We start from the raw sequence: 11824 nt of genomic DNA, 5'->3' as shown, positions 1-11824 counted from the left end.
CGGCCGGACCGGCTCCAGTGGTCACTCCATCGCGAACTCGACCGTGGACTGCGCCTCGGTCAGGGCCGTCGCCATGTCGGTGCCGCCCATGATCTGCGTCATGGCCGTGCTCACCGCGTCGCGGGCCTCGTAGTAGTACGCGCCGGTGTTGTTCGACGGCACCTCGGGGCCGAACGAGACGACGTCGGCGAAGATCGCCTGGCCGCCGAAGAACTCGCTCGGCTCGTTGTAGACGTCGCTGTCACCCGCGGGGATCCAGTTCGCGACCGCGCCCGCCTTCGGCAGGATCGTGTCGTACAGCTCCGTCGAGCCGGCGAAGGTCGCCGCGAGGAAGTCCGACGCCAGGTCGACATCCGCCGTCGACGAGATCGCCCACGACGAGCCGCCGTTCGCGGAGTAGTTCGTCGCACCGGAGACCGTGTCCAGCTTGGGGAGGTTGGTCACGCCCCACTTGCCGGACTGGTCCTCGGCGGTCTGGATCGAGCCGACGATCCAGATGCCGTTGATGGTGCCGCCGACGGTTCCGTTGACCAGCGTGCCGATGTACTCGTCCCACGAGTTCACCTCGACCAGGACGCCCGCCTCGACGAGCTGCGTGTACATGTCGATGGCCGCCTCGAGCGCCTCGTTGTCGACGATGGTGGGGTTGCCCTCGTCGTCGAACAGGCTGGCACCGGCCGACTGGAGCATCATCATCGGGATGTCGGCGGAGCCGGCCTGGCCCGACAGCAGCGGCTGGCCGGTCTTGGCGAGCACGTCCTTGCCGATCGTGAGGTAGTCCTCCCACGTGATGTCCGTGAAGTCGTCGACCGTGTAGCCGGCCGCCCCGAGCACGTCGGTGCGCAGCGCCGTGATCGCGGTGCCCGCGTCGAACGGCACGCCGTAGTTGATGTCGTCGATGGTGGAGTAGTCGACCACCGACTGCGGGAACTCCGAGAAGTCGATGTCGGAGTCGCTGAAGTCCGAGAACAGGTCGGGGTAGTTCAGCCCGTTCTTCTGGAACGCGTTGTTCTGCATGAGGAAGATGTCGGGCAGCTCTCCGAACGCCTGCGACTGGGCGATCGTGGTGAGCTTCGTCTGGAGGTCGTCCCAGGGCACCTCGACGATCTCGAGCTCGAAGTCCGGGTGGTCCTCCTGGTAGACCTTCTCGGCCTCCTCCATCGCGTAGATGTTGAAGGCGGGGTCCCAGGTCCAGACGGTGAGCTTCTCGTCACCGTCGCCCTCGCCGGAGCCGCCGCCCGAGTTGCTGCAGGACGTCAGGGTGAGCGCGAGGGGCACGGCGAGCACGAGGGCTCCCGCAGTCAGCTTGGTGAAGCGCTTCATGGATTGCAGATCCTTCCGTGGATTCCGTGACGCCGAAGCGGTGCCCCGGCGGCGAGACACGTCGCACGTGGTGCCGTGCTGCGTGTGCGGATCAGCCGTCGGCGCGTCGGAACGCGCGTCGGGACGAACAGGGACGCTCCCGGAAGACCATGGCGATGCGACGTCGCATCGTCGTGCTCTCCGGTGAGCACGCCGTCCTCTGATACCGAAGGAAAGCTAACACTGGTAACGTCACCACGCCAGTGTTTCTGCGGATTTCTCTTATTGAGAATGATCCTCGCGAACGCCGTCGCGCAACGTCGCCGACGGCGTCTCCGGCGTGCGCGCGGCCGCGCGGGGACGGGAGACGGATGCTGCGCCCGGGCGTCGCGGTCGGGCGCCGGGCCGCGTCAGCTCTCGGCCGCGAGGGCCTCGGCGCCGAGGTTCACCAGGTTGCCGGCGGGGTCACGCACCTGCGCGACGCGCTCGCCCCACGGCATGTCCTCGGGCGACTGGATCGGGTGGCCGCCGGCGGCCACCCACGCCCTGAATGCGCGGTCGACGTCGTCGACGTAGAACCACAGTGCGACACGCTCACCCGCACCGGGGGGCAGCGCGTCCTCGTCACGGCCGATCCCCAGCGACGCCGCACCGATCTTCAGCGACACGTAGGCGTCGGCGCCGTGCGCGTCGGCGAACCGGTAGTCGACGACCGCGCCGAGCGCTCGCTCGTAGAACCTCACGAGCTCGGGGAGCTCGCGGGTCAGCAGGATGGGGAACAGGCTCCGCACCGCCATGGGCCCACCATACGTCCGCGCGCGGCCTCGAGACAGGGGATCCGCGGGTCGTCTCAGTCGAGGAAGATGTCGGGGAACAGTGCCTCGTCGGGGGTGCCCGGCACGGCCGCGTAGCCCGAGAAGTCGGTCACGCCGGCGTCCTCGAGCACGTCCTCGACGATGAGCGTCTGGCCGGTGTACTCCCGCGAGGGCTTCGTGAAGATCTCGTAGGCGGCGTCGGCGTAGATCTCCGGCGTCCGGCTGACCTTCATCATGCGGTCGCCGCCGAGCGCGAACTGCACCGCGGCGGTCGCGATGGTGGTGCGGGGCCACAGCGTGTTCGCGGCGATGCCCGCCTCGGCGAACTCCGCCGCGATCCCCAGCGTCGCCATCGTCATGCCATACTTCGCGAGGGTGTAGCCGGTGTGCCCGCCGAGCCACTTCGGCGACAGGTTGAGCGGCGGCGAGAGCGAGAGGATGTGCGGGTTCGCAGCATCCTTCAGAATCGGCACCGCGGCGCGCGACAGCATGAACGTGCCGCGCACGTTGACGTCCTGCATGAGGTCGTACTTCTTGGCGTCGAGGTCGAGCGAGCGCGACAGGTCGATGACCGACGCGTTGTTGACGACGATGTCGATGCCGCCGAACTCGCCCTCCGTCTTGAGCACGGCCTCGGTGACGTCGTCGTCGTTGCGCACGTCGCCGACGATGGGGAGCGCCTGACCGCCGGCCGCGCGGATCTCTTCCGCCGCCGAGTGGACGGTGCCCTCGAGTTTGGGGTGGGGGGTGTCGGTCTTGGCCAGCAGCGCGATGTTGGCGCCGTCGCGCGCGGCGCGCAGCGCGATCGCGAGGCCGATGCCGCGGCTGCCGCCCGACATCAGGATGGTCTTGCCGGCGAGGGGCTTGTCGCTCATCGTGGGTCTCCTCGGGTCGGAAGTCAGGATCGGGACTTGGCGGATGCTGCGGCGAAGGCCGCGACGCGGATCTTGGCCTCGTCGGTGTCGAAGCGGGCGCCGATCGAGCCGGCCTCGTCGTCGAGGTTCTCGGCGAACGAGCGCCCCGCACCGGTGCGGACGAGGCGCTTGGCCTGCCCGAACGCGCCGGTCGCGTTGTCGAGCCAGAACCGCGCGACCGCCTCGGCGCGCGAGGCGACGTCGCCTGCGGAGACGACCTCGGTGACCAGGCCCCAGTCGAGGGCCGTCGGGGCGTCGATCGTGAGGTCCTGCAGCAGGAGCTGCAGCGCGCGGCGCTGGCCGACCGCGGCGGGCAGCAGCGTCGAGACGCCGAGGTCAGGGGTGAGCCCGATGTTGGCGTACTTGCTCACGAACTTCGACTGCTCCGACGCGACGATGTAGTCGGCGGTGAGCATGAGCCCGAGTCCGCCGCCGGCGACCGCGCCCTGCACGGCGGCGACGATCGGCTTGTCCGATTCCACGAAGGCGCGGATGCCGTCGTGGATCGTGTGCGCGGCTCCCGTGACGTCGGCGCCGGAGGCCCCCGACGTCGCCATCTCGAACACGTCGCCGCCGGCGCAGAACGCGGGGCCTGCAGCATCCAGGATGATGGCCCCCACCGACGCGTCGGAGGTGAGCTCGTGCGCCACATCGCGCCAGCGGGCACCCATCTCGAAGCCCATCGCGTTGAGGAACGCCGGCCGGTTGAAGGTCACGCGCGCGAGGGCGCCGTCGCGCGTGACGAGGATCGAATCGCTCATTCGGTCTCCTTACTTCGGCGCCATGCGGATGGCGCCGTCGAGGCGGATGGTCTCGCCGTTGAGATAGCCGTTGTCGACGATCGACATCACCAGGCGCGCGTACTCGTCGGGCCTGCCGAGGCGCTGCGGGTACGGCACCTGCTCGCCGAGGGAGTCCTGCGCGGCCTGGGGCAGGCCCATCAGCATGGGGGTCTCCATGATGCCGGGGGCGATCGTCACGACGCGGATGCCGTAGCGCGCGAGCTCGCGGGCGATCGGGAGGGTCATCGCGTGCACGCCGCCCTTCGACGCCGAGTACGCGGGCTGCCCGATCTGGCCGTCGAACGCCGCGACGCTCGCGGTGTTCACGATGACGCCGCGGTCGCCGTCGGCGGTGGGCTCGGTCTTCGCGATCGCGGCCGAGGCCTGCGAGATCACGTTGTAGGTGCCGACGAGGTTCACGCGGACGATCCGCTCGAAGAAGTCCAGCCCGGTCGGGTTGCCCTCGCGGTCGAGCACCTTGGCTGGCGGCGCGATCCCTGCGCAGTTCACGACGACACGCAGGGGGCCGGATGCTGCGGCCCCGGCGACCGCGTCAGCCACCTGCTCCGGGCTGGTGACGTCGGCCGGAGCGAACGATCCCCCGAGCTCTGCGGCGACGTCGGCGCCCGCCGAGGTCGGCAGGTCGACGATCGTGACGGTCGCGCCCGCGGCGGCGAGACGCCGGGCCGTGGCGAGACCGAGTCCGCTCGCGCCGCCGGTGACGAGTGCGGCGGTGCCCGTGAGGTCCATGGATTCTCCTTCGAAGTCCGGATTCTGCGGTACCGCGTATCAGCATACGCGGCACTCAGTCCCACCGTTCACACGGCGGATGGGTGACGGGACCAGGCTAACGGGCGGTCGCCGGGACCGTCACGGCCCGATCTGCGGTCCGATGCGCGTCAGCGCCGAGATGCGGTCGAGCAGCTCTGCGGGCCGCGCGAGCAGCAGCCGCGCCTCCCCGCGCGCGCTCAGGTACTCGACCAGCCGCGTCGTCGCCTGCGCGTCGCCGCGACGGTAGCCCGAGAGGTAGTGCTGCGTGGCGCGCCACTCCAGCCGCTCCCCGTCGAGCGTCGTGATGACCACGAGGAAGGTCGGCGTCTCGGACGCCTCGCCGGCCTCGAGGCCGCCGGCCACGCCGCCGAGCAATGCCGCCGCCAAGTCGGAGACCGCAGGGTACGGCCACCACGACGCCGGGGGATCCACCGTGACCGCGTGCACCTGCGCCCACGGCACGAACTGCGATCGTGGCTCGCCGATGTGACGGGAGAGTCCTTCCGGTGAAAGACGCACGTGCCGGGCAGCGGCGTCGCCGATCGCGACCGCCGGCCCTTCGCCCTCGAGCGCCGTGAGGGGGCCGCGGCGGCGGGTGGCGCGCGTGGTGGGCATGCGTCCATCCCACCACGTCGGTGGCGCGGCGCAGGACGGGCGGGTTGGATGGGCGCATGGAGATCCGGCTCAAGCGCGTGTACGACGACCCCGCGCAGGACGACGGCTTCCGCGTGCTGGTCGACAGGCTGTGGCCGCGCGGGCTCTCGAAGGAGCGCGCTGCGCTCGACCTCTGGGCGAAGGAGGTCGCTCCCTCGACCGAGCTGCGCAAGGCCTTCCACCACGACGATCTGTCGTGGGCCGACTTCGGGGCCGCCTACCGGGCGGAGCTCGCCGGCCCCACGAGCACCGCCGTCGCGTCGCTGCGCGAGGAGCTCGCCCCGCACCCCGTCGTGACGCTGCTGCACGCGGTGCACGACGACGTCCACAACCATGCCCTGATCCTGCGCGAGGCCCTGGAGTCCTGATCCTCGCCCTCGCGTCGGCCCTTCTCCTCACCTGTCCCGATCTGCCGCGTCCGCAGGCACTTTGCGACAGGTGAGCAATGCCCCCTTCTGCTCACCTGGCACGAACTGCCGCGCTGACGGGCACTTTGCGACAGGTGAGCAATGCCTCCTTCTGCTCACCTGTCACGAACTGCCGCGCTGACGGGCACTTTGCGACAGGTGAGCACAACTCATAGGTCTTCGACGAGAGGATGGGCGGGTGACGATCCCCGTCGAAGACGTCGAAGTCCCGTCCCGGGTGCGGGCGCTCGCGCGCGGCGCGGGGCTCACGCCCGTCTGGCTCAACGAGCTCGGCGGTGCGACGTTCCGCACGAGCGACGGCAGGTACATCAAGCACGGCCCACACAACGACGAGACCTCGTTCGCCGGTGAGGTCGAGCGCCTGCGGTGGGCGGCGGTGCACACCACCGTGCCGCGGGTCCTCGAAGCCGGCGGTGACGAGAGCCACGAATGGATGGTGACGGCGGCACTCCCGGGCCTGTCGGCGGTCGACCCTCGCTGGATCACGGATGCCGCCACCGCCGTCCGCGCCGTCGGCCAGGGTCTGCGTGCGCTGCACGACGCGCTGCCGGTCGACGACTGCCCCTTCGAGTGGAGCGTGCCCTCGCGCATCGCGAACGCGGCGGGGCGCGGCATCCGTGTTCCCGAGGCGTTCCGCGAGGCGCCGCCGATCGACCGCCTCGTCGTGTGCCACGGCGACGCGTGCTGTCCCAACACGCTGATCGGCGAGGACGGCCGGTGGAGGGGCACGTCGACCTCGGCGCGCTGGGCGTCGCCGACCGCTGGGCCGACATCGCCGTGGCGTCGATGTCGACGGCGTGGAACTATGGCGAGGGATGGGAGGACGCCCTCATCGAGGCGTACGGGATCGACCCGGATCGCGAGCGCCTGTCGTACTACCGGGAGCTCTGGAACGCGACATGACCGACATCACCGGCAACGTCTGCGACATCGACGGCAAGCCGAACCTCGTGATCCTGAGGCGCTTCCGGGCGACGGCCGACGAGGTGTGGCGCGAGCTCACCGAGTCCGCACGACTCGAGCGCTGGATCGGGCGCTGGGAGGGCGATCCCGCGAGCGGGCACGTCACCTTCTTCATGACGGCGGAGGATCCGGATGCTGCGGGCGAGGAATACACGATCCTCGAGTGCGATCGTCCGAGGCGGTTCGCGGGCGACACCTCGGCAGGGTCCGGCGCCTGGCACCTGTGGTTCGAGCTCGCCGCCGACGAGCACGGCGACACCGTGCTCACGTTCGGCCAGCGGCTGAACCCAGAGGACGAGGTCGGCTCGATCGGCCCGGGCTGGGAGTACTACCTCGACCGCCTCGTCGCGACGCAGGCCGGGGTCGACGTCGCGACGGTCAAGTGGGACGACTACTTCCCGGCGCTCCAGCCCGGCTACGAGCGCCTCGTCGCCGGCGGCTGACCAGGGCGCGCGGCGTCCTCAGGACCAGACGAAGCGGAACGTGCCGACCACGACCGCGGCGCCGATCGCGAGCGCCATGATCGCCGTGCCTCCCAGCACCGCGACGGCGTCGCGCGGGTGCAGGCGCGAAGGCCGCGCCCACGTGCGGCGGATGCCCGAGCCGAACCCGCGCGCCTCCATCGCCATCGCGAGCTTCGTGCCGCGGCGCACGGCGAACACGAGCAGCACGAACGCCATCGAGAAGAAGCGCCGGACCGCACCGGTGTCGCCGACGCCGCGCGCGCGTCGCGCGAGGCCCATGCTGCGCCAGTCGTCGAGGAAGAGCCCGAGGGTCCGGGTTCCGGCGAGCACACCCAGCACGAAGCGCGACGGCAGCTTCGCCACCTGGGCGAGCGCGTCGGCGAGCTCGGTGGGATCGGTGCGTCCGAAGAGCAGGATGGTCGGCAGCGCGAGCGCGAGCACGCGCAGGCACACCGCGACGGCAAGGGCGATCGAATCGTCGCTGATCGTCGCGTACCAGAACGACCAGTAGACGGTGCCGCCCGGTTCCGCATACAGCAGCATGCTGACACCCGCGACCGGCGCGAAGACGAGGATGGGCAGCATCCGTTTCAGGACCGTCGCGAGAGCGAGGCCCGTCAGCGGGATGCAGGCGAGCTGGAGCGCGATCGCGACCAGGGCGCTGGTGGCGTCGATGGACGCGAAGAGGGGCACCGACAGCAGCAGCGCCAGCACGATCTTGGTGACCGGGTTTACGCCGTCGAGCCACGGGCGCGCGGTGGCCTCGACGTCGGCGCGGGCGTCGACGGCGGTCACGATCCCACCCCCGCGTGCAGGGTCGCCCCGAGCTCGATGCGGTGGCCGCCGAGGTGGTGCAGCACGTCCTCGTCGTGGGTCACGGCGACGACCGTCGTGCCCGCGGCGATCTCGGACTGCAGCAGCTGCACCAGCTCGATCCAGCCACGGCGGTCCTGACCGAACGTGGGCTCGTCGAGCACGATCACCGGCGGCGCGTCGGCGAGCACGGTCGCGACCGAGAGCCGCCGCTTCTGCCCGCCGGACAGCGTGAACGGGTTCGCGGCGGCGAGCGGCGCGAGGTGCAGCCGCTCGAGCAGCTCGTCGACGATCTGGTCGACGGCGGCCGGGTCCACGCCGCGCGACCGCGGCCCGATCGCGAGCTCGTCGCGCACGGTCGAGGCGAGGAACTGGTGCTCGGGCTCCTGGAACACCGTGCCGATGCGCGTGAGCAGCTCGCGCGACGTCCACCTCGAGGGGCGCCGGCCGGAGCGCCCTGCCAGCTCCGGCGCGGCCTCGACGCGACCCGCCGCCTCGGGCAGCAGTCCCGCGAGGGTCAGCGCGAGCGTGGACTTGCCGGCGCCATTGGGGCCTGTGATCACGGTCGCGGCAGCACGCGGCACGGCGAGGTCGAGCCCGGCCCGCACGATCGTGCGGCCGTCGCGGGAGATCGAGAGAGCGGATGCCTCCACCGCCGCCGGCGCGTCGCCCGGCGCGGGAGGGAGCACGGGCAGATCGACGGGGTGGCCCGGCACCCACACGCCCGCGGCGGCGAGCGCGGCGCCGTGGCGCGAGAAGACCTCAGACGGCGTTCCGTCGGCGAGGAGCCCGCCGTCGGCGGCGACCACGATGACCCGGTCCATCAGGTCGGCCCACACCGCGGTGCGGTGCTCGATGATCACGAGAGTCGCGCCGGTGTCGCGCACCGCGCGCTCGACGGCGACGCGCACCTCGCGCACGCCGTCCGGGTCGAGGTTGGCGGTGGGCTCGTCGAGCAGCAGCACACCCGGGCGCATCGCCAGCACCCCGGCGAGCGCGAGGCGCTGCTTCTGCCCGCCCGACAGCGCCTTCGTCGGCCGCTGGAGGGGCACGTCGAGGCCGACGGCGTCGAGCGCCTCCGCCACGCGGGACGGGATCTCAGGTGCCGGCACGCCGAGGTTCTCGCAGCCGAACGCGACGTCGTCGCCCACCTTCGACAGCACGACGCCCGAGTCGGGATCCTGGAGCACGAGCCCCACGCGACCGCGGTGTGCCTCGGCACGCTCGCCGTCGATGAGGAGGGACCCGGTCTCGTCACCCTCGTCCGCGCCGCCGAGGAGGCCGGCCATCCCGGCGAGCAGGGTGGACTTGCCGGCGCCGGATGCCCCGAGCAGGAGCACGCGCTGGCCGGGCTCGATCGTGAACGAGACGTCGCGGACGGCGGGTGCCCGCCGCCCGCCGTAGCGCCAGCCCCAGCCCGCCGCCGTGATGCGAGCCGGGTGGGTCGCCGTCACGTCAGACCTCGCGGCGCGCTTCGCGTCCGACGGCGAAGCGGTTGAGCGCACCGGTGGCGGCGAGCCCGCGCACCGCGAACCAGCCGACGAGGCCGGCGAGGAGGGCGCCCGACACCGCGAGCGACACCAGGTAGATGACGTTGAACTCGAGAGTCTTCAGGATGTTCGGCGAGCTGCCGTAGAACAGCTCGAACACCCACGCACCGACCGCGGCGCCGACACCGGCCAGCATCGCGACGGGCAGCGTGAAGCGACGGTAGAGGAAGATCGCGAAGACGAGCTCCGCGCCGAGGCCCTGCACGATGCCCGAGAAGAGGGTCGAGACGCCCCACACGTTGCCGATGAGCATCGAGACCAGCGCGGCGATCACTTCGACCAGCAGCGCCGCTCCGGGCTTGCGGATGACGAGGCCGCCGATCACGCCGCCGATGAGCCAGATGCCGACGGCGATGCCGCCGAGGCCCGGAGTGAGACCGTCCATGGCGACGAACCAGGTGCCGCCGACGGTGTTCCAGGCCCAGAAGACGAGGCCGATCGCGACGCCGAGCACCGCGGCGACGACGATGTCGACGACCCGCCAGCGGAGGCTGCGCGGGGGCTGCGAGTGGGCCGCAACGGGGGTGGATGCGGACGTGGACGCGTGCATATGAGCTCCTCCCTGCGCCGGCATGATCCGGATCAGGTTCGACGGTCGAAGCGTGGATCGCTTCCTCTCAGCCCGGCTCACCGGACTCCCGTGGTTGTGCCGACGAGTATACCGCCGGTTCAGCGGGTATTTTGGGGGGATGAGCTCGGACGACACCCCGGTACCCACGCGTCGTGCGCGACGCGCGCGGACCGGTGCCGTCCCGACGCAGGGTTCCGACGATGCGCCGGATGGCGGCATCCTCACGATCCAGACCGGTGAGACGGATGCTGTCTACCCGCCCACGAGCACGGCTCCGGTCGACGTGACCGCTGTCGCGCCGACGATCGCGACCGTCCCCTTGGCCGACATGCCCTCGGTCGCGACCTGGAACCCGACCGACCCGGTCGACCCCTCCGGCTTCGTCCTCCCCGCCGTCGCCGTCGCCGGCGACGCGACCGTCACCGCCGTCACCGATGGTCGGGCCGCTCTGGCCTGGGTCGACGAGACGGTCGTCGAGCACGGCGCCGCGCCTGCCGACCTCTCGGCTGCGGCGAGCCCCTACGTGACGGTGGAGGCCGATCTCCTCTCCGACGCCCCGCGACGCTCTCCGTTCCGCGCCGCCGTCGTCGTGCCCACGCTCGCGATCGCGGCGGTGGTCGGCGCCTACGCCGGGACGACCCTGCTGTGGCCGCTGCACGCCGTCGCCCCCACCGTGACCGCGATGGAGGTGCAGCCGATCGCCGCCCCCGCCGCGGCGCCCGCGTGGCCCGCGCAGGGCAGCGCGGCCGAGGCCGTCGCCGGCATCCCGGGAACGCTCGCCTCCACAGCCGACGCCGACGCGATCGCCAGCATCACCAAGGTCGTGACCGCGCTGGTCGTGCTCGAGGAGATGCCGCTCGCCGTGGGCGAGCAGGGGCCGGAGTACCGCTTCACGTCCGCCGACCGCTCCCGCTACTGGCAGTACCGCGCGGGCGGCGAGTCCGCGCTGGACGTCCCGGTCGGGGGTGCGCTCACCGAGTACCAGATGCTCGAGGGCATGCTGATCGGCTCGGCGAACAACTACGCCGACCGCCTGGCGCAGAACATCTGGCCGTCCGACGCCGTGTACGCGTCCGCCGCCAACGCGTGGCTCTCGGCCCATGGCGTTCCGGGCATCACGGTCCGCGAGCCCACCGGCATGGACCCGCGCAACAGCGCGAGCCCCGAGGCCCTCGTGACGCTGGCGCAGAAGGCGATGGCGCACCCGGTGATCGCCGAGATCGTCGCGAAGCAGTCCGTCGACCTCCCTGGAGCGGGGCACGTCGAGAACACCAACGGCCTGCTCGCCGATCCCGGCGTGGTCGGCATCAAGACCGGCACGCTGGACGCGTGGAACCTGCTCTCGGCCAAGGACGTCACGATCGGCGACCAGACCGTGCGCCTGTACGCGTCGGTGCTCGGCCAGCCCGACGACGAAGCGCGCCTCGCGGCGTCGCGCGCGCTGTACGCGCAGCTCGAGTCGGAATTGCAGCTCAAGCCGTCGGTGACGGCCAGCACCGTGGCCGGCCAGGTCGAGACGCTGTGGGGCGACCAGGTCGACATCGTCACGTCGGGCGATGCGTCGGTGATCCTGTGGAACGGCGGCAGTGGCACCGTCGCGACCACCTACAACCTCGGCGACCACCGCGACGCCGGCGACGTGGTCGGCTCGCTGAGCGTGACCGGACCGCTCGACGCCACCACCGTCGACCTCGCGCTCGCGGCCGACATCACCGAACCGTCGCCGTGGTGGCGCCTCACGCACCCGCTCGACCTCTTCGGCCTCAACGGCTGAGCCGCCCGGACGACGAGGGATCG

Annotated in this window: 12 protein-coding genes, 1 pseudogene and 1 riboswitch; of the genes and pseudogenes, 4 read left to right on the top strand and 9 right to left on the bottom strand. The window is 71.5% G+C overall.

The window, feature by feature from the left end; all coding sequences use genetic code 11:
- Window positions 1-21 precede the first annotated feature (21 nt).
- The 6 genes from ACFQ7C_RS18495 to ACFQ7C_RS18470 form a co-directional block, all read right to left on the bottom strand.
- Complete coding sequence (locus ACFQ7C_RS18495; protein ID WP_378904727.1) at window positions 22-1323, bottom strand: ABC transporter substrate-binding protein; 1302 nt, start codon at window positions 1321-1323, stop codon at window positions 22-24.
- 389 nt (window positions 1324-1712) lie between these two features.
- Complete coding sequence (locus ACFQ7C_RS18490; protein ID WP_378904724.1) at window positions 1713-2099, bottom strand: VOC family protein; 387 nt, start codon at window positions 2097-2099, stop codon at window positions 1713-1715.
- 53 nt (window positions 2100-2152) lie between these two features.
- On the bottom strand, window positions 2153-2992 hold the full coding sequence (locus ACFQ7C_RS18485; protein WP_378904721.1) for an SDR family oxidoreductase: 840 nt from the start codon (window positions 2990-2992) through the stop codon (window positions 2153-2155).
- Between the two features lie 23 nt (window positions 2993-3015).
- Entirely contained in the window at window positions 3016-3792 is a 777-nt protein-coding gene (locus ACFQ7C_RS18480; RefSeq protein WP_378904718.1) for an enoyl-CoA hydratase/isomerase family protein, read from the bottom strand.
- Between the two features lie 9 nt (window positions 3793-3801).
- On the bottom strand, window positions 3802-4563 hold the full coding sequence (locus ACFQ7C_RS18475; RefSeq protein ID WP_378904715.1) for an SDR family NAD(P)-dependent oxidoreductase: 762 nt from the start codon (window positions 4561-4563) through the stop codon (window positions 3802-3804).
- Between the two features lie 120 nt (window positions 4564-4683).
- Window positions 4684-5199, bottom strand: a complete 516-nt coding sequence (locus ACFQ7C_RS18470) for a hypothetical protein (protein WP_378904712.1) — start codon at window positions 5197-5199, stop codon at window positions 4684-4686.
- A 56-nt stretch (window positions 5200-5255) separates the two neighbouring features.
- On the opposite strand from ACFQ7C_RS18470, the gene ACFQ7C_RS18465 reads away from it, so the two are divergent.
- The 3 genes and pseudogenes from ACFQ7C_RS18465 (at window position 5256) to ACFQ7C_RS18455 (ending at window position 7072) form a co-directional block, all read left to right on the top strand.
- Window positions 5256-5606 carry a DUF488 domain-containing protein gene (locus ACFQ7C_RS18465; protein ID WP_378904709.1) on the top strand — a complete coding sequence of 117 codons (351 nt, stop codon included), beginning with the start codon at window positions 5256-5258 and terminating at the stop codon, window positions 5604-5606.
- Window positions 5607-5844: 238 nt separating this feature from the next.
- A pseudogene (locus tag ACFQ7C_RS18460) lies at window positions 5845-6569 on the top strand (phosphotransferase).
- Window positions 6566-7072 (top strand): SRPBCC domain-containing protein, encoded by a 507-nt coding sequence (locus tag ACFQ7C_RS18455; RefSeq protein ID WP_378904706.1) that lies wholly within the window; start codon window positions 6566-6568, stop codon window positions 7070-7072. The pseudogene ACFQ7C_RS18460 and the gene ACFQ7C_RS18455 overlap by 4 nt, the downstream one beginning before the upstream one ends.
- Window positions 7073-7090: 18 nt before the next feature.
- Here the strand turns inward: ACFQ7C_RS18455 and ACFQ7C_RS18450 are convergent, their stop codons facing one another.
- The 3 genes from ACFQ7C_RS18450 to ACFQ7C_RS18440 all read right to left on the bottom strand — a co-directional run bounded on the left by ACFQ7C_RS18450 (window position 7091) and on the right by ACFQ7C_RS18440 (window position 10006).
- Complete coding sequence (locus ACFQ7C_RS18450) at window positions 7091-7888, bottom strand: energy-coupling factor transporter transmembrane component T family protein (RefSeq protein WP_378904703.1); 798 nt, start codon at window positions 7886-7888, stop codon at window positions 7091-7093.
- The gene (locus ACFQ7C_RS18445) at window positions 7885-9360 is read right to left on the bottom strand and encodes an ABC transporter ATP-binding protein (RefSeq protein ID WP_378904700.1); all 1476 of its coding nucleotides are present in this window, start codon (window positions 9358-9360) and stop codon (window positions 7885-7887) included. Before ACFQ7C_RS18445 ends, ACFQ7C_RS18450 begins: the two co-directional genes overlap by 4 nt.
- Window position 9361: 1 nt before the next feature.
- Window positions 9362-10006: an ECF transporter S component gene (locus ACFQ7C_RS18440; protein ID WP_378904697.1), complete on the bottom strand. Its 645-nt coding sequence runs from the start codon at window positions 10004-10006 to the stop codon at window positions 9362-9364.
- A riboswitch (TPP riboswitch) is annotated at window positions 9999-10108 on the bottom strand. (Overlaps the previous gene by 8 nt.)
- A 37-nt stretch (window positions 10109-10145) precedes the next feature.
- Here ACFQ7C_RS18440 and ACFQ7C_RS18435 point away from each other — a divergent pair.
- Entirely contained in the window at window positions 10146-11801 is a 1656-nt protein-coding gene (locus ACFQ7C_RS18435; protein WP_378904694.1) for a D-alanyl-D-alanine carboxypeptidase, read from the top strand.
- The last annotated feature ends 23 nt before the right edge of the window (window positions 11802-11824 follow it).

The organism is Microbacterium sp. NPDC056569, assembly GCF_042793475.1.
Taxonomy (GTDB): Bacteria; Actinomycetota; Actinomycetes; order Actinomycetales; family Microbacteriaceae; genus Microbacterium.
This window is presented reverse-complemented; position numbering and strand designations above follow the sequence as displayed.